This window comes from Aquibacillus koreensis, assembly GCF_025154055.1.
GTDB lineage: Bacteria > Bacillota > Bacilli > Bacillales > Amphibacillaceae > Aquibacillus_C > Aquibacillus_C koreensis.
Map to the genome: position 1 here is coordinate 135,688 of NZ_JAOALK010000041.1, position 17,019 is coordinate 152,706.

Annotated in this window: 21 protein-coding genes; 6 read left to right on the top strand and 15 right to left on the bottom strand. The window is 35.5% G+C overall.

From position 1 onward, the window contains the following. Positions 1-121: 121 nt before the first annotated feature. From plsY to NYQ66_RS11490, 4 genes are all read left to right on the top strand, one after another. Positions 122-706, top strand: a complete 585-nt coding sequence (gene plsY / locus NYQ66_RS11475) for a glycerol-3-phosphate 1-O-acyltransferase PlsY (protein WP_259869552.1) — start codon at positions 122-124, stop codon at positions 704-706. A gap of 224 nt (positions 707-930) precedes the next feature. Continuing rightward, positions 931-1,860 carry a GTP cyclohydrolase FolE2 gene (gene folE2, locus NYQ66_RS11480; protein WP_259869553.1) on the top strand — a complete coding sequence of 310 codons (930 nt, stop codon included), beginning with the start codon at positions 931-933 and terminating at the stop codon, positions 1,858-1,860. 12 nt (positions 1,861-1,872) lie between these two features. After that, a complete protein-coding gene (gene yidD / locus NYQ66_RS11485) occupies positions 1,873-2,106 on the top strand; it encodes a membrane protein insertion efficiency factor YidD (RefSeq protein ID WP_259869555.1) in 234 nt (77 codons plus the stop codon). Positions 2,107-2,185: 79 nt separating this feature from the next. Beyond that, complete coding sequence (locus tag NYQ66_RS11490) at positions 2,186-3,070, top strand: manganese catalase family protein (protein ID WP_259869556.1); 885 nt, start codon at positions 2,186-2,188, stop codon at positions 3,068-3,070. A gap of 43 nt (positions 3,071-3,113) precedes the next feature. Here NYQ66_RS11490 and rsgA read toward each other — a convergent pair whose 3' ends face one another. The 10 genes from rsgA to NYQ66_RS11540 form a co-directional block, all read right to left on the bottom strand. Further along, positions 3,114-4,178 carry a ribosome small subunit-dependent GTPase A gene (gene rsgA / locus NYQ66_RS11495; RefSeq protein ID WP_259869557.1) on the bottom strand — a complete coding sequence of 355 codons (1,065 nt, stop codon included), beginning with the start codon at positions 4,176-4,178 and terminating at the stop codon, positions 3,114-3,116. A 275-nt stretch (positions 4,179-4,453) separates the two neighbouring features. Continuing rightward, complete coding sequence (locus NYQ66_RS11500; protein ID WP_259869559.1) at positions 4,454-4,753, bottom strand: hypothetical protein; 300 nt, start codon at positions 4,751-4,753, stop codon at positions 4,454-4,456. 1 nt (position 4,754) lies between these two features. Beyond that, positions 4,755-5,177, bottom strand: a complete 423-nt coding sequence (locus tag NYQ66_RS11505) for an acyl-CoA thioesterase (protein WP_259869561.1) — start codon at positions 5,175-5,177, stop codon at positions 4,755-4,757. Then, positions 5,174-7,456 carry an AAA family ATPase gene (locus NYQ66_RS11510; RefSeq protein WP_259869563.1) on the bottom strand — a complete coding sequence of 761 codons (2,283 nt, stop codon included), beginning with the start codon at positions 7,454-7,456 and terminating at the stop codon, positions 5,174-5,176. Before NYQ66_RS11510 ends, NYQ66_RS11505 begins: the two co-directional genes overlap by 4 nt. Positions 7,457-7,576: 120 nt before the next feature. Beyond that, positions 7,577-7,810, bottom strand: a complete 234-nt coding sequence (tlp, locus tag NYQ66_RS11515; protein ID WP_259869565.1) for a small acid-soluble spore protein Tlp — start codon at positions 7,808-7,810, stop codon at positions 7,577-7,579. A gap of 11 nt (positions 7,811-7,821) precedes the next feature. Then, the gene (locus NYQ66_RS11520; protein WP_259869566.1) at positions 7,822-7,965 is read right to left on the bottom strand and encodes an acid-soluble spore protein N; all 144 of its coding nucleotides are present in this window, start codon (positions 7,963-7,965) and stop codon (positions 7,822-7,824) included. 135 nt (positions 7,966-8,100) lie between these two features. Next, a complete protein-coding gene (locus NYQ66_RS11525) occupies positions 8,101-8,277 on the bottom strand; it encodes an FbpB family small basic protein (protein ID WP_311202019.1) in 177 nt (58 codons plus the stop codon). Between the two features lie 21 nt (positions 8,278-8,298). Beyond that, entirely contained in the window at positions 8,299-8,886 is a 588-nt protein-coding gene (locus NYQ66_RS11530) for a TlpA disulfide reductase family protein (RefSeq protein ID WP_259869568.1), read from the bottom strand. 108 nt (positions 8,887-8,994) lie between these two features. Next, complete coding sequence (acnA, locus tag NYQ66_RS11535) at positions 8,995-11,703, bottom strand: aconitate hydratase AcnA (RefSeq protein ID WP_259869569.1); 2,709 nt, start codon at positions 11,701-11,703, stop codon at positions 8,995-8,997. Between the two features lie 672 nt (positions 11,704-12,375). Then, entirely contained in the window at positions 12,376-12,573 is a 198-nt protein-coding gene (locus tag NYQ66_RS11540; protein ID WP_259869572.1) for a hypothetical protein, read from the bottom strand. A gap of 115 nt (positions 12,574-12,688) precedes the next feature. Between NYQ66_RS11540 and NYQ66_RS11545 the strand changes: the two genes are divergently transcribed. Then, complete coding sequence (locus NYQ66_RS11545; protein ID WP_259869574.1) at positions 12,689-12,805, top strand: small acid-soluble spore protein P; 117 nt, start codon at positions 12,689-12,691, stop codon at positions 12,803-12,805. A gap of 57 nt (positions 12,806-12,862) precedes the next feature. Here NYQ66_RS11545 and NYQ66_RS11550 read toward each other — a convergent pair whose 3' ends face one another. Beyond that, a complete protein-coding gene (locus NYQ66_RS11550; protein WP_259869576.1) occupies positions 12,863-13,978 on the bottom strand; it encodes an ATP-binding protein in 1,116 nt (371 codons plus the stop codon). Positions 13,979-14,228: 250 nt separating this feature from the next. Between NYQ66_RS11550 and NYQ66_RS11555 the strand changes: the two genes are divergently transcribed. Next, entirely contained in the window at positions 14,229-14,657 is a 429-nt protein-coding gene (locus tag NYQ66_RS11555; RefSeq protein ID WP_259869578.1) for a DUF2621 domain-containing protein, read from the top strand. Between the two features lie 10 nt (positions 14,658-14,667). On the opposite strand, the gene NYQ66_RS11560 is transcribed toward NYQ66_RS11555, so the two are convergent. The 4 genes from NYQ66_RS11560 to sirA form a co-directional block, all read right to left on the bottom strand. Then, positions 14,668-15,141 (bottom strand): CcdC family protein, encoded by a 474-nt coding sequence (locus tag NYQ66_RS11560; protein ID WP_259869580.1) that lies wholly within the window; start codon positions 15,139-15,141, stop codon positions 14,668-14,670. An 85-nt stretch (positions 15,142-15,226) separates the two neighbouring features. Beyond that, entirely contained in the window at positions 15,227-15,931 is a 705-nt protein-coding gene (locus tag NYQ66_RS11565) for a cytochrome c biogenesis CcdA family protein (protein ID WP_259869582.1), read from the bottom strand. Between the two features lie 231 nt (positions 15,932-16,162). After that, positions 16,163-16,381, bottom strand: coding sequence for a YneF family protein (locus tag NYQ66_RS11570; RefSeq protein WP_259869585.1), 219 nt, complete (start codon positions 16,379-16,381; stop codon positions 16,163-16,165). 72 nt (positions 16,382-16,453) lie between these two features. Beyond that, positions 16,454-16,882 carry a sporulation inhibitor of replication protein SirA gene (sirA, locus tag NYQ66_RS11575; RefSeq protein WP_259869588.1) on the bottom strand — a complete coding sequence of 143 codons (429 nt, stop codon included), beginning with the start codon at positions 16,880-16,882 and terminating at the stop codon, positions 16,454-16,456. Positions 16,883-17,019 lie beyond the last annotated feature (137 nt).

The following is a 17,019-nucleotide window of genomic DNA, read 5'->3' on the forward strand; positions in this document are numbered from 1 at the left end:
CGAATAGTTCATGTTAAAATAGATTAGTCTCTATTTATATAGAATTTCTATTATATGATACTTAAAAATGTAATCACTATTGTTCGTTGTTTATATTTATTACATACAAAGGAGTAAACAGATGAGTTATTTATTATTTTCACTAATTGCATATGTACTAGGATCCATCCCTTTCGCCTTAATCGTTGGAAAAATAGGATATAAAACTGATATTAGAGAACACGGAAGTGGTAATTTGGGTGGTACCAATACATTTCGTGTCCTTGGTGTAAAAGCCGGGTTAATCGTTACGATTGCCGATATTTTAAAAGGTACGCTTGCTACATCACTACCTTTCCTGGTTGGTGTAACAGAGGTTAATCCACTAATTATTGGTGTTTTTGCGGTAATTGGTCATATGTACCCTATTTTTGCTAAATTTAAAGGTGGTAAGGCTGTTGCTACTTCAGGTGGCGTCATACTTGGAGTAAGCCCAATCCTGTTTCTAATTATGATTATTTCGTTTTTCATCATGTTATTTCTTACTAAATATGTCTCCTTATCATCTATGGTGACAGGTATTGTAGCTATTATCGTATCAATCATTCAACAAGATATTGGATTAATAATTGTAACATCCGTATTGACTGTTTTTGTGTTCTATCGCCATCGAGCTAACATTAAGCGGATTATAGACAAAACGGAGCCCAAGATTAAATGGATGTAAGAAAGCTACTGTCTGATGAATCAAATAAGAAGAACGTATAAATAATCGTCCTAAAAATGGAACCGAATCTGTATAGATTCGGTTTTTCAAGCTTTACAAAACTATCGTCGTATGGAAGACATATTCTACATTATATGTATCTAAATAGTTAAAATAAATTGAATAAAATATACTTGTTGATTATACTTTGTATAAGTTGAAAGAGGTTAAAAGGAGTCGAAATAATGAATATAACTAAAGTTAATCATAAAAAAGCACTTCCTAATAAAAAAGAACGTCATAAATTATTTGGATCTGTTGATCCTGGACCTAAAACAAAGCCAGTAGATAAACATAAAATGACTGATTTACAAAATACAAAGAAAGACTTTATATTCGATTTAGATGCTGTAGGAATCGCTAAAGTAAAACACCCTATTCAAATTAGTAGTAGTTTAGCACCCACCTTTCAAACTACTATTGGAGAATTCACACTTACTTCAAGTTTAGACAAAGATAGTAAAGGTACAAATATGAGTCGTTTCACCGAACAACTTCATGAATATCACACATCTAATTTTGTCGTTAGTATTAACGGACTAAAAAAATTCACAAAAGAATTAGCACAACGTTTAAAGCAAAAAGATGCCTGTGTAGAAGTCACGTTCCCTTGGTTTTTTGAAAGAAAAGGACCATCTTCCGAATTAACCGGTCTAAATCACGCAGATGCTACTATGAAGGTCCATTACGATGTAGTATATGGTTATGATACAGAAGTCACTTTAGCAGGAATGATTACTACGCTTTGTCCTTGTTCGAAGGAAATTAGTGAATACAGTGCACATAACCAGAGAGGTAATGTAACGATGCAAGTTTCCCTAGCGGAAGATTACGATGAAAATCAAGTGGATTGGAAAGAAGCCTTGCTAGAAGCAGCTGAGAGCAATGCAAGTGCTAGAATTCATCCAGTTTTAAAACGCCCTGACGAAAAAATGGTGACGGAACAAGCATTCGAGAATCCGCGTTTTGTTGAAGATATTGTTCGATTAGTAGCTGCTGACCTTTATGAGTTAGATTATATTAAAAAGTTTAAAGTTTCGTGCAGAAATGAAGAGTCCATTCACTTACACGATGCAATTGCCTCTGTCACATACGATAAAACTAATGAAGAATAAGGAAGCGTTGTTATGAAGCGTTTATTTATTTTATTAATACGATTTTACCAAAAAGTTATTAGCCCAATTAAGCCGCCTACATGTAGATTTTATCCTACCTGCTCCCAATATGGATTGGAATCGATACAGAGATTTGGAGCTTTAAAAGGTGGGTATTTAACGATCAAAAGAATACTAAAATGCCACCCTTTTCATCCAGGCGGGGTCGATCTTGTTCCTGAGAAAAAAAATAAACAATCATTATAATCTCTGCTATTTGCGGAGATTTTTTGTATGAAAAAATTCTTCCCAACCATAATAAGACTGATTAAATAGGAGGGATTATATGTTTTTTCATACAAAAGAATTGCAATATAACGCGAAACCAAGTAATCCAGATCCAGTATATGCTAAAAAATTGCAAGAAATCCTAGGTGGACAGTTTGGTGAAATGTCCGTTATGATGCAGTATTTGTTCCAGGGTTGGAATTGTCGTGCAGACGAGAAGTATAAAGATATGATTTTGGATATAGGTACTGAAGAGATCGCACATGTTGAGATGATTGCAACGATGATTGCCCAATTATTAGACGGTGCCCCCGCTCGCGAACAAGATGAAGCAGCTAAAGATCCTGCAGTAGAAGCTGTTCTTGGCGGGATGAATCCCCAACATGCGATAGTATCTGGACTGGGTGCTACACCTACGGATAGTGTTGGATACCCATGGAACGCAAGATATACGGTTGCAAGTGGAAATTTATTAGCAGACTTCCGCGCGAATTTAAATGCTGAGTCTCAGGGTAGATTGCAAGTTGTTCGTTTATATGAGATGACTACCGATCCAGGTGTACGTGACATGCTCTCATTTTTGATAGCTCGTGATACCATGCACCAAAACCAGTGGATGGCTGCAATTGAAGAATTAGAACAAAATCAAAAAGCAATTGTTCCTAGTACATTCCCACAAGCACTCGAGAAACAAGAAGTATCCTATTCCTTCATGAACTTCTCAAACGGAGAAGAAAGCTCACAAGGTAGATGGGCGAGTGGCAAAAGCATGGATGGACTAGGTAATTTCGAATATATTGCACAACCACAAGCGATGGGACAAATCCCTAAATTAAATCCTTCCCCAGCTTATATGCACGGCACAACAATGCCTGGGCAAGTCATACCAGGGATGGATCAAGCTAATTTTGAAGAAAACCAACCAAATAACGATCTACATTAAACAAAAAAGCGCAGATGCTCCTAGTTGGAGCGTCTGCGTCTTTTTACCTTTTTTTATGAACCCTCGTTCGATCACCCGATAGTTTCTTCCACTTTTCTTTTTCTTTTAACTCTGCACGTTTATCTGCTTTACGTTCCAAAAAACGTATTTCTTTTTGTAATTTTAAATAGCTGCTGAAACGCTCTTCCGCTAACTCCCCATGATCAATGGCAGCTTGCACTGCACATGCTGGTTCATTTTGATGCGAGCAGTCTCTAAAACGACAAGTTGCTGCAATTTGCGCAATATCCTCAAAACTTTGTTCCAAATGTTGATCAGCTTCCCATAATTGCAACTCGCGCATGCCAGGTGTATCAATTAACATGCCCCCACTTGGCACGATGACTAATTCTCTATGTGTGGTTGTATGACGACCTTTATCATCATCTGTACGAACAGATTGTACCTCTAAGATGTCTTTACCAACAAGTTTGTTTGTTAATGTTGACTTCCCTACTCCCGATGACCCTAATAGAGCTATCGTTTGACCTTCTTGAAGGTAACTGGATAACTCGCTTAACCCTTGATCTTCAACCGTGCTAACCACATGAATAGGTACACCTAAGGCGATACGTTCCACCTCTGCAAGCTTTTCGTCTATGTTGCCACATAGATCAGCTTTACTCAGAATAATAACAGGATTTGCTCCGCTTTCCCAAGTCATGACTAAATAGCGTTCGATTCTTCTAAGATTAAGGTCTTTATTTAACGAATTTACAATGAAAACCGTATTAATATTAGCTGCTACAACCTGTTCTTCTGTTGTATTACCTGCAATTTTTCTTGAAAACTTACTTAATCGAGGCAAAATATTGTGAATCGTTGCTTTTTGCTCAGTTATTCTAGAATGGATGATCACCCAATCGCCAACAGCAGGATATTCTGTCCGTTCTACTGCTTGAAATATAAATTTGCCAGTAACCTCAGCGATAATTTCATCGTTTTCCGTTATGACATGATATAACCCACGATGCTCTTTACTAATTCGTCCCACTTCAAATCCTTCGTTTAAATACGTATTCGCATTTGCTTGAAAGAAATCATTCCATCCAAGTTCTTTTAAGTTCAATGTCAAATTCCTCCTAATATGTGGAAATAAAAAAAGACCGTGAACATCCACGGTCTCATAGGTCTTACATTATGCTACGATGGACTACATGCACCGCCCACCGCACAATTTTCCACAAACTAGAAAACTTAACCGTTGGGCAGTGTTATGAAATTATACTTTACTTGATTGATTAACTTTTCCATAACACATACCTCCCTTTTCATTCAGTACTATTAGTATAAATAAACCGACTATAAAAGTAAATATAATAATTGACTATTTTTCCAATGATTTCATAATTTAAATCTATCTAATTGCTCCCATTGACCTTCAGCTACCAATATTTGCTTTTGCCAATCACCAAATAGATCAAAATGGGGGTAATTTTTATCATGGTGAATCCATCTAGCTTCTAAACCATACCTTTCTCCCCACTCTACCAGTTTATCTATATTAGAACATCCTACTTTGGTTACTGTTTTACACCCTGGAAATCTAGGATCAAGCCAATAATGCGTCAGGAAAGCAATTTCCTCATTAATAACTTGTTTCTTCCATTGTTTCAATTCATTTCTTTTTATTCCAAAAGCCATATTACCCCTCACTTAACGCTTGTGTATAAGCCTCATGCCAATCTGGAAATTGTTTTCTTAATGATACAGGTCGAAAGTTTGTTTTCTTCACAATGACATGTTTGGTTGAACCTGTAACTGCGACATTACCTTGGTCATCGGTAATCTGATATCCATATTCTGTTCGAAGTCCGTCATACGTTTCAATCCACGTTTCAACAAAAGCGTTTTGACCATATCTGACTGGTTGTTTAAAATACATATGTGCGTCAATAACCGGTGATACAATACCACTTTTCTCCATGTCATGATATTCAAATCCTAGACTTTCAATAAAAGCAGTTCTTCCTATTTCAAACCAAACAAGATAATTAGCGTGATACACAACTCCCATTTGATCTGTTTCTTGGTACCTTACCTTTATAGGTGTTTTCACCTTTTTCAATTATGTTTCCCCCTAATGACTTTCCATGCATGTTCAAAGTCTTCTTTCATTAATGCTTGATAATCTTCTGTGCTATGAGATTCTGCTTCTACCATTCGTAACGCTTGAAATTGGATCGCTTCATCAATTAAATTCACAACAAACCTAGCATTACCTTCTATCTTTGTTTGCGTAAATTTCTCTTTTAGAAATACCTCTGCTTGTTCAGTCATTTTATATTGATAATTCTGTACATGATGTGATGTAATTCTAATTAATTCTTCGTGATTATAGTCATCAAATTCAAAGTACTTTTTGAACCTCGATTGCAATCCAGGGTTACTCGAAATAAACTGTTCCATTTCATTTTTGTATCCTGCCAATATCACAACTAAATTTTCATTATGCTTCGTCATTTCATCTACTAATGTATCTATTGCTTCCTTACCAAAGTCTTTTTCACCTCTAAATAAGGAATAAGCTTCATCAATAAATAGAACACCACCTAAGGCTTCTCTTACTTTTTGTTTCGTCTTAATCGCTGTTTGCCCAACATAGCCTGCAACTAAATCACTTCTGGAAGCTAAAATGAAATGGCCTCTTTTCAACAGACCACACTCTTTTAAAATCTGCGAGTAGATTTTTGCAACAGTTGTTTTCCCAGTACCAGGGTTTCCAGAAAAGACGGCATGTAGTTGTACAGGCACTGGTGGAAAACCTTGTTTCTTTCTTTGTTGCTGTACACGAACAAAAGAAGATAACTTTCTAACTTCTTGCTTTATATTACTTAACCCTATTAAATTCTCTAGCTGTTGCATTGGTTGACCATCAGAACTACTGTCATCCATAATATCTAAATCTTCACTGTCAATGCGCATATGCTCAATCCAGTTTTCGTCGACACTAGGTGGTCTTGACGCACCTTTTTTAAAAATTGCTTTTAACACTAGGTCGCGAACAGTCCGAGCGTTCCCAAAACTTTCGTCTACTTTTGCTTTTTCAATCGAGCTCCTAAATTTATTAATTGCTTCTGATGTGAAAAAGTAATCATTACTTAGTGCAGTATCCTCAGCGATTGTCAGTAGCTCTTCCATCTGGAAATTAGGTAGTATAATTTGATTTTGCTCAGGAATCCTACTTCTAAGTCCAGGGTTGGACCAAAGAAACTGGCGCATCTCTTCTGGATAACCCGCTAATATAACTGCAAAACGATTCGCAAATTCTTTACTTGTCATACTTGATACAAGGGTGTCGATTACAGCCTGTCCGTAATCATTCCCCCCTTGCCCTTCTCGTTTTAAACTATAAGCTTCATCTATAAATAAGATACCCCCAAGCGATTGTTTAACAAAGTTCATTGTGTTTTCTTCACTTTGCCCTACATAAGATCCAACTAAGTGGGAGCGATTAACCTCTACCACTTCATTTGTCTCGAGTAAGCCTAACTCGTAATAAATCTCAGCCAATAGACGTGCAATCGTCGTTTTACCGGTTCCAGGATTGCCGGTAATAATCATATGTAAGCTAGGCTCATCCACCATTTGAAAGCCTAATTCTTTTCTTTCCTTTTGATACTTTAAGTAATGATAATATTCATGAATGTACTTTTTTACATCTTTTAATCCAACCATATGGTCTAACTTTTCTAGCGGATTATCATAGGAAGATGTTTGAAACACATTAGGAAATTGCGCATAAAAATTATTACGCAATTTCTCCAAACGCTTAATATGATCATTAGCCACTTGAACTGGTACACCAGATCTTCTGTTTTTCAATAAATCAATCACATTTTCTAATGTCTCTTTTAAGTCTTTTAACTCTTGGATAATATCGTTGTATATGGTTAAGAGTTTATGCTCCTCCATTGTTACATTTTTAATCTGATCATGTAAAAGGTCGTCTACCACTTCTAACAACTCTTTCGCTTTCTTCATTTTAGCAGAGTCAAAATCCGTTTCACGGAAAGACCATTGTTCTAGTGCTACCTGTTCTAATCTCGAATAAAAATGAAAGAATGACTTCAAATTTAATATCTCTACTAAGGCAGCTGGTGTTTCATCATAATTATTTGCTTTACTTAAAAGCGTTGCTGTTATTTGATCATCGTTGAAATCTCTCTTCAATCGATAAAAGGCAAGCATGCTATATAAAATCGAAATCGATTGTCTCGAAAAAGTTGTTGTTTCAATATCATCTAACAATCGTAATATTTCTACCTCCGTTAGAGGTGGTAATGCTTCAATCGTTTGCCAACTGTTAATTTTTTTCTCTATGTGAGCTATCTTTTCTTCAGTCAAAATGTCCGCTCCTTCCTGCAGTTTCTAGTTTATCATACCATTCGAATTTTATTGATAATGATGCTTTTAATTTAAATAAACAGAAAGAGCCCTCCGAGGAAGAGGGCTCTTTCTTAGCTACTATTCACCATGTTGATGACGATATTCATCTTTTATTTCATTACGCATCGCTTCAATGGATTCTTCTCTGCGCTTATTTTTTTCTTGAATTGCTTCTTTTTCTTCACCAGAAGCAAATTTCATTGTCTCATGGGCAGCTTCTAGATTCTGAATCGTATCTTGAACCATGTTTTTTAGCTTTTCAACATTATCTCCACGATTATCCGGATTTGATTGTGTGTTATGCTGGCTCATGAAAAAACCTCCTATTCACCTTTTGTTTGGATATATTGAGGCTGTTCATTGCTTTTGTTAGCCATTTTTTTACCTTTGTTCGCTCTAGCCTTACGAGGTTGTGTTCCAAGATGATCTGGACGAAATTCCTCTGTCTTACGTTTTGGATTACTCAATGTAATTCCTCCTCATTTGGAATTCCTTTGTATTATTTGTTTGTATGTCATAACTATGCAAGGATGATAATGATCAAAAGGATAAATATTTCCTATGATAAAATAAAAAATGGCCCCATCAGGCCATTTTACAACTCACTTTTTGGAAGCTTCCTTCCATCTTTTTTCTATTTTTTCATCAATCTTCTCTAAAATTGCTTCATCATTTAGTATTTCATTTCTATTTTCTTGCACTAATTCTTCAAATGTTGGTTTCTTTCTTAGCGAAATAGTAATCCTCTCCTTTACATGTAGTAATTTAAGGATTACCATTTTTCTGAAAAATATAAGTGATTAGTTAATTTTATCCTTCATTTCCACCATAAATTCATATGTCATAGGACCGCTATGTGGCTTTTCTTGTATTGTTCCGTCTGTGCCTATGAAATAGGTGGTAGGAATATTGACAATTCGGTATTTTTCAGTGATTTCATCTCCAGGATCTAACAAAGTCGTAAATGAAAAGTTACCTTGATCAAGAAAATTTTCTACATCTTTCAATCTAAACTCAGAACCAGTAGCATTTATAGCTAATACTATGACTTCCTCGTTAAATTCTTGATTAAATTTTTCCATATCTGGCATTTCAACCCGACAAGGTCCACACCAGGAAGCCCAGAAATTAATAAAAACTTTTTTCCCTAAGTAATCAGACAAAGTTACCTTCTTGCCATCTAAAGTTTCTAAGGTAAAATCAATTGCTTTCTCCCCTACCTTTAACCCTTGTGATCCATTTGGAGATACAATGGCCGTCCCATTCACTGATGTGTCCCCTGTAACATCGACTTCATTAACAGATGAATCTTCCGGCTTTATACCGTTGTATATGACAATACCAATTAACACAATTAATAAAGTTGTACCGATTATCTTTTTGTACAAAACCGTCACTTCCTTTTACGATGTGTTCGTCTTTGTTGGAAAACGTTACTGTCTTTAAATCATACAAAAAGGTAGCTTGATAATCAAGCTACCTCTAAAAGTGTAATATTATTTTGATGCCATCTTATTACGTAACACCATTTGCAGAATGCCACCATGACGATAGTAATCAATTTCTACATCGCTATCGAAACGAGCAATTACTTCGAATGTTTTCTTTTTACCATCTTCATCCGTTGCAGTTACTTTAACTAAATCATGTGGTTTAACATCTTCACCAATTTCGATATCAAATGACTCTCTACCTGTTAATCCAAGTGATTCAGCGCCATCACCTTTTTGGAATTGTAAAGGTAATACACCCATCATAACTAGGTTGGAACGGTGAATTCGCTCAAAGCTTTGAGCAATAACTGTTTTTATACCTAGAAGGTTTGTACCTTTTGCAGCCCAGTCACGAGAGCTTCCCATACCATAGTCGTTACCAGCAACTACTAATAGGCCGGTTCCGTTTTCTTGATATTTCATTGCTGCATCATAAATTGGCATTACTTCTTCCGTTGGCCAGAAAGTTGTATAACCACCCTCTGTGCCCGGTGCCAATTGGTTCTTTATACGTATGTTGGCAAATGTACCACGCATCATTACCTCGTGGTTACCACGTCTTGAACCATAAGAGTTAAAGTTTCTAGGTGATACATTCTTTTCTTGTAAGTATTGACCCGCTGGCATATCCTTTGCAATCGCACCTGCAGGAGAAATATGGTCAGTTGTTACGGAATCACCAAATTTACCTACAGCACGTAGTCCAGATAGGGACTCAACCTTACCAGCTTCTTTTGAAAGTCCTTCAAAGAATGGTGGATTTTGAATATAAGTTGATTCATCATCAAATGCATATAAAGGTTGATCCGTTGTATTAATTTCGTTCCACTTCTCATTAGACGCGAATACATTTTCATATTCTTTACGGAAGATTTCTGGTGTTACTACTTTCGCAACTTCCTCACGAACCTCTTCCATAGAAGGCCAGATGTCACTGAAGAACACATCATTACCGTCTTTGTCTTTTCCTAGTGGTTCTTTTTGAAGATCTACATCGACACTTCCAGCTAGTGCATACGCAACTACTAGTGGCGGTGAAGCCAAGTAATTCGCTTTTACTAATGGATGAATACGTCCCTCAAAGTTACGGTTACCAGAAAGTACAGAAGAAACAGTTAAGTCATTCTTAGCAATTGCTTCTTCAATCTCTTCAGACAATGGACCAGAGTTCCCGATACATGTTGTACAACCATAGCCTACAAGGTTAAAGCCAAGATCATTTAAGTAAGGCATTAAACCTGAATCTTCTAAGTAACGCGTTACAACCTTTGAACCCGGTGCAAGAGATGTTTTAACGTATGCAGGAACTTCTAAGCCTTTTTCTACAGCTTTCTTAGCTAATAGACCTGCTCCTAACATTACGTATGGATTCGATGTATTTGTACAAGAAGTAATAGCGGCAATCGCAACAGCACCAGTTTTCATTACAGAAGTCTTACCACTTGGATGCTCAATTTTAACTTCTTTGTCAAATTCTGATTTATCTAAACCAAAACCTTGGTTACCTGCCGGAGCTGTAATAGCATGATTAAATGATTCTTTCATAGCTGAAAGAGGAATTAAATCCTGCGGACGCTTCGGACCTGATAAGTTTGGTTCTAGATCTGATAGATTAATTTCAACTAACTGTGTGAATTCCGGATCTGGTTGATCGGAAGAGTACCACAAGTTATTTTCTTTACAATATTTCTCAACTAGTGCTACTTGCTCTTCACTTCTACCGGTTAGACGTAAGTAATTAAGCGCTTCTGCATCTACCGGGAAGAAACCACAAGTTGCACCATACTCTGGCGCCATGTTAGAGATCGTAGCACGGTCTGCTAATGGCATATCTTTTAGTCCAGGACCAAAATATTCAACAAATTTACCTACTACTTTTTTCTCACGTAATACTTGTGTAACCTTTAATGCTAAGTCTGTAGCTGTTGTTCCATTTGGAAAGCTACCAGTAAATTTGACACCAATTACTTCAGGAGCAGGGAAATAAGAAGGTTGTCCAAGCATTCCAGCTTCTGCTTCAATACCACCTACACCCCAACCTAATACACCCAAACCATTGATCATTGTTGTGTGTGAGTCAGTACCAACAAGTGTATCTGGAAATGCATCATATTCTCCATTGTCATTTTCAATCGCATGGACAACATTAGCAATATATTCTAAGTTAACTTGGTGAACAATACCAGTTGCAGGTGGAACAGCACGGTAGTTATCGAATGCTTTTTGTGCCCAATGTAAAAACTCATAACGCTCCATATTGCGTTCAAATTCTAATTCCATATTGGCATTAAGTGCGTCGCTAGTTCCATAACGATCAACTTGTACAGAGTGGTCAATTACAAGATCAACCGGTACCTCTGGATTAATTTTGTCAGGCTCTCCACCCATGTCAACCATAGCTTTTCTTAGTGAAGCAAGGTCAACAACAGCTGGAACACCTGTAAAGTCTTGTAAAATAACACGCGAAGGTTTAAATGGAACGTCAGAAGCATCCGTTTTGCCCCACTTAGCAAGACTCTTAACATGATCATCTTTAATTACATGTCCATCATGTTGTCTCACTAATGATTCTAATAAAACTCGGATGGAGAATGGTAAACGTGAAATGTCTCCAAGTCCAGCATCTTCTAGTGCTTTTAGGTCGTAGTAGTTATACTTTTTACCGTTTAGTTCAAACTGTTTCTTTGCATTGAAAGCGTCATTTGCTACCATAAAAAAACGTTACCCCCTTTTGAATTTTCAGATCGATAATCCGATCTCTCCATTCCCCTAATGTAAGTATTCATATATATTAGGCACCTATATTATTTTAAATGAAATCGGTTTATAAGTAAAATAATTAGCAGAAATTTCACTAAAATTAGCGTAATTATTAAAAAATTACTAATTGACGCAGTTAGGTCTATACTGTGCAGGAACAATTTCACTACTTCCTTACGGTCTTTATTAGATGAGTGCTAATACACCGCTACGGAAAAACACTCGCTTCGTACAGAATCCTTTAATTGTGAGAAAAAATGATAAATGAAGTAGCATATAAATACATTGCCCCAGAAAGAATGCACAGTGGAGGCAGAATACGAAGACTCCTGCGGGAATAGCGCGAGGTGAAGACCCCGCAGTGGTGCCCTTTCCACGAGGAGGCTGAGGCCGTGGCCGCAAGAGGATCTGAACTTAGAAAAAGCCGGGTTTTGGGATTTTTCGTGATTCCTCCTCGGAAAGCGAAGTATTCTGCCGGAACGGAGTTATAACACTTCACTATTTCTAAGACATGAAAGTGTTGCTGCACAGTTTATGGATACTACGAACTAAAGTCACCAGTGGAGGTGTCTATACTGATGACTGTTTAACAAGATGCATAAATGATATTCGCATTTTATGGCGTTAATCATTTTCAATATGAATTTGAATGTTATCGATTTTTTCTTTGAAATCCTTTAGTTGATCTACTTGTTGCTCACTAGCAGATTCTAATGCATTGTTAATTTGTTGGTATGCCTCTAGTACTTCTTCTTTTAGATGAGCTAATTCAGTTCCGTAATCTGCTTCATTTATGGATTTAATCATATTATGATCTGGCAATTGCATTTCCTCCCTTCCAGTAACTAGTTTGCTCAAGGTTTAGTAGTCCATGCAGACATGCATAAATACATTGCCATAAAAACAAACTAAGACATATAAGGAGGAGGGTATTTACATGGGAAATAAAAAAGACAACAACAAAAACCAACCAAATGAACCTTTAAGCGGATCAAAAAAAGTAAAAAACAAAAACCACAGTAGACAAAAAAAGAATAAATCACATGATATGTAAGTTTATATAAAAAACTAGCACCGATGATTAATTTACAAACATCGGTGCTAGTTGCCGTTATTCATGGTTAATTGGAAGTATAATTTGGAAGGTACTTCCTTTCCCTTTATTTTGTTGGATTTCTATTGAGCCTTGATGATTTTCAATGATTTTATAAGATATCATAAGTCCTAAACCAGTTCCATCTTTTTTTGTTGTAAAAAAAGGTTCTCTTAATTTATGTAATATATGTTCCGGGATACCTGGACCTTCATCGATAATAGAAATGAAACAGTTCGTTTCGTTTGATTGGGCGACCACATTTATTGTACCGCCCTCTTTCATTTCCTCAACTGCATTTTTAATTAAGTTAATTAACACTTGCTTAATTTGTGTGCGGTCGCAAAAGATCATTCGTTCCTTTTCGATCTGTAAATTAATTTCAATATTGTATAACTTAGCTTGGGATCTCAATAATGTAACAACATCCTTCAACATGAAAGATAATTTTTCAAACTTTTTTTCATCCGTCATAGGCTTGGATATAAATAATAATTCAGAAGTTATTGTATCAATTTTATTAATTTCATCTATCATTATCTTATAGTACTCGTCTTTTTTGTCGATTCCCGCTTGAAGTAGTTGGATAAACCCTTTCAATGAGGTAAGCGGATTACGAATTTCATGGGCAACACCAGCAGCCAATTGGCCAGCAACAGACATTTTTTCTGAACGAATTAGCATTTCTTCCGCTTCTTTTTTATCTGTGATATCTTTATTTAATGCAATATAAACTTTCCCTTGAAACAAGTCTATCTCTGTACACCTTACAACAGATTCTACCCAGATATACTTCCCTAAATTATCTCGAAAAGAAAGGTTGATTTTCTGTGCATTAGCAGAATGGACTTGAAACTTATTCAGTAATTGTGGTTGATCGCTTGGTGAAATAAAGTCCTTCGTTGGTTTTCCTATGAGTTCACTTACTTCATATCCGACTACTTTTTGGACCGATGGTGAAACATATAAAATATTTCCTAATTCATCGGCAATTGTAAGGAAATCAAAGCCGTTTGCCCCTATCCAATGAAGTATTTCATCTGGAAGTTTAGATAGATTGAATTGACTAGAGTACAAACTGGTAGAAGATTCGCCTTGATAATGATCACTACTTATATTACTTTTAGGCGTCACACAGATCTCCCCCCTATACCCATAATTTTTTTGACTCATTTTACTTCCCTTAAAACAAGCTATGTTATATTGTATTACTAGTAATGCAGTATATTAATAATTATGTATAAAGTTTGAGAATTATGTACAAAAGTAGCAATATTTGATGTAATTATATTTAACTGATTATTAGTAATATTACTACAAAAATAGCAAAAGTGAAACTTTTGTAAGATTTTTCTTGTAAAAAATGAAAGAACAGGGTGATAACATGTCAACAAGTTTTGCAATTTTTATAGTTTTTTGGACGTTTATATTGGTAGGTTTACTTGGAATCGGTGGATTTTTTATGTTCAGAAAATTTTTAAAGAAGCTTCCGAAAGATGATGGTAAGTCTATCTTAGATTGGGAAGAATATTATGTTAATAAAACGAGACATATGTGGACCGATGAACAAAAGGAGTTACTAGAAGAATTAATCTCTCCAGTTCCTGAGCTATTTAGAGATGTGGCCAGACAAAAAATAGCGAGTAAAATAGGTGAGATTGCACTATCTAAACGCAAAAAGAAAATTTCAAGAGAAATATTAATTGAGGGGTATATTTTGGCAACGCCAAAAAGGGATCACAAATTTCTAAAGAAGAAATTGGATGAAAAATCTATAGATGTTACTCCATATCTATATTTATTTGAACAATAAAAACCCTTGGCTAAGGGTTTTTTATTATTTGTTTTTGAAGTTTTTTAAATTTTATCAACATAAAAAATCTCCATGTTAGGATCATACCGAATGCCAATAAGAAAAACATTCCACTTGTTTCACCAACGGAAATAGATTGTCCAATAATACTCTTTAATATAAGTCTAAGCAATAGTAACCCAACTAGAACAACAATAAATAGTCTCGATGGAATAAGATAAATGGACTCATTCTGAATCTCAAATTTGGTAGTTTTAATCAAAAAGATAGAAAAGACCATACCAACGACTATTGCCTCTAAAACTTGACTCCAATCTACTCGAAACATAGGAAATAAAAACATCAATGCACCTGTACTCATAAATAAGGGTGGTAGTACAATTTTCCGGATACTTGCTGGTTGTTTTGACGCACGCGCTCTTATGATTATCATGGCAGTAGCCATTATGACTCCCACTATACTGCTGGCTATAGCCCAGAACATAAAATCCACTCATTTCTAGTTAGTCATTACTTAAAAAGTAGTTCAATATCTAAGTATGAAGTACAAAATCACTTAAAATTCACTTTTAGAAACCTTTAAAATTAAACCACCCAGCAAGGAATGAAGTTAATTTTGTCATCAGATCAAAAAACAAGAAAATACCCATGAATATCATGACATATCCACCTATTTTAACCAGACGTGGTCCATTTCTTTTAATCCATTTCATCTTACCAATAAAGAAGGATAATATAAGAAAGGGAACCGAAAAGCCTAAGGCATATGCGCCCATGAGAATAATACCTGTCTCTGGATAAGAAGCCGCAAGCGATATTACTGCCATGAGTATTGGACCAGTGCATGGCGTCCACCCAAGTGAGAATGCCATTCCAATTAGAAGCGATCCAAAGTAACCTGCTGGTCTATTTTTAAAGGCTATCTTTCTATCCTTCATTAAGAATTCAAAATTAAACACACCGACTACGACTAAACCAAAAAAGATAATAAGTATAGCACCGATCTGCCTAATTAAGTCTTGCCACTGAAATAAGAAGTCTCCGATAAAGGATGTAGCAAATCCTAGTAGAATAAAAATACTCGAAAAGCCTATTAGGAAAAAAATCGTATGAATGATACTTTTTTTGTTAAACATTCCATGATCTTCTTTTATATCACTAACACTCATTCCAGTAATATACGATAGAAAAGCTGGATAAAGTGGTAATACACATGGGGATATAAATGATAGGAATCCACCACCAAACGCCATAAAAACATTAATACTGGACATAATAGCCCCCTTGTTATCAATTATCTAGTAATTATATTTATTATATACAACCCTATTCGGCATGGTACATTGTATTATTTTATCAAAATTATTAAAATCTCGCTCACTTTTAAGTCTAATTTCGTAAAAAAAGTTAATAAAACATATAAATCCCTTGTAACCATAAGGGCTCAAGGGATTTGTATGTGCACGTTTATCAGTGTTGCGTATATATCAGCAAGTGCATTTTCTTTACTTCGTCTGATTGTTCATTGCACGCATCATTTGATTGATTTTCTTCTGCGATGGTTTTTGACCCATCTGCATCATCATTGTTCGTAACATTTGTTCGTTAATTGGTGGGTTCTTTTTTAAGTAATTCATCATATACTTTCTAGCAATGAAAAATCCAAGTGCGACACCAGCAATTAAGGCTACTATTATTAATACGATCCCTAGCCATAATTCCATGACAGATTTCCTCCTTCGTGTTGTCTCTAGTACAGTATAGTAAACAAAATAAAATTTTACAATAGTACGTTTTTAAAGTAATACTTCTTTCTTCATAGGTGTAATCCACCCAGCATTAAACGAACCGTTCTCGATAATAAAAAAACTAGGATGAAAGACTTTTAGCGGTTGAAATAGTAAAGCATCCGCTACTTGAACAGATTGACAATAGATGGTCATATATCTTTTATGAAGATGAAGCTCCATATATTGACCATCTTTTTGTATATTTATTTTCTTTCCAGACATGTGTAATTTAAGCTCATTTTTGTGACACATTTGTACGTGATTTAGTAATTTACTATACGGAAGAACTCTCGTTATGTAAATAAACTGAGAGAATAGATCTCTTCTTGAAGTCTGTTCCATATACTCTTTGAAAAATCGGTAAAGAATTTCTGACTTATAGTAATAATGGTAGCAAAATTCCTCTTCAACCCAAAAAATAGTATATTTCTGCATATGCTTGTCCCTCCTATTTATGACAAACATTATACAGAAGATATAGTAAACTTCCTGTCAAACTACGTAGAAAAAAGCCACTAGTTTTGTCTCTTTACTGGGTTTGTTCACCTATTCCTTCATAAACTAACCAAAAA

Bases quoted from the DNA above. Each gene is read 5' to 3' on its own strand.
- plsY (WP_259869552.1), top strand. From the start codon at position 122: ATGAGTTATTTATTATTTTCACTAATTGCATATGTACTAGGATCCATC.
- folE2 (WP_259869553.1), top strand. From the start codon at position 931: ATGAATATAACTAAAGTTAATCATAAAAAAGCACTTCCTAATAAAAAA.
- yidD (WP_259869555.1), top strand. From the start codon at position 1,873: ATGAAGCGTTTATTTATTTTATTAATACGATTTTACCAAAAAGTTATT.
- NYQ66_RS11490 (WP_259869556.1), top strand. From the start codon at position 2,186: ATGTTTTTTCATACAAAAGAATTGCAATATAACGCGAAACCAAGTAAT.
- NYQ66_RS11500 (WP_259869559.1), bottom strand. From the start codon at position 4,753: ATGGCTTTTGGAATAAAAAGAAATGAATTGAAACAATGGAAGAAACAA.
- tlp (WP_259869565.1), bottom strand. From the start codon at position 7,810: ATGAGCCAGCATAACACACAATCAAATCCGGATAATCGTGGAGATAAT.
- NYQ66_RS11525 (WP_311202019.1), bottom strand. From the start codon at position 8,277: ATGGTAATCCTTAAATTACTACATGTAAAGGAGAGGATTACTATTTCG.
- acnA (WP_259869569.1), bottom strand. From the start codon at position 11,703: ATGGTAGCAAATGACGCTTTCAATGCAAAGAAACAGTTTGAACTAAAC.
- NYQ66_RS11545 (WP_259869574.1), top strand. From the start codon at position 12,689: ATGGGAAATAAAAAAGACAACAACAAAAACCAACCAAATGAACCTTTA.
- NYQ66_RS11555 (WP_259869578.1), top strand. From the start codon at position 14,229: ATGTCAACAAGTTTTGCAATTTTTATAGTTTTTTGGACGTTTATATTG.
- NYQ66_RS11560 (WP_259869580.1), bottom strand. From the start codon at position 15,141: ATGTTCTGGGCTATAGCCAGCAGTATAGTGGGAGTCATAATGGCTACT.
- NYQ66_RS11565 (WP_259869582.1), bottom strand. From the start codon at position 15,931: ATGTCCAGTATTAATGTTTTTATGGCGTTTGGTGGTGGATTCCTATCA.
- NYQ66_RS11570 (WP_259869585.1), bottom strand. From the start codon at position 16,381: ATGGAATTATGGCTAGGGATCGTATTAATAATAGTAGCCTTAATTGCT.
- sirA (WP_259869588.1), bottom strand. From the start codon at position 16,882: ATGCAGAAATATACTATTTTTTGGGTTGAAGAGGAATTTTGCTACCAT.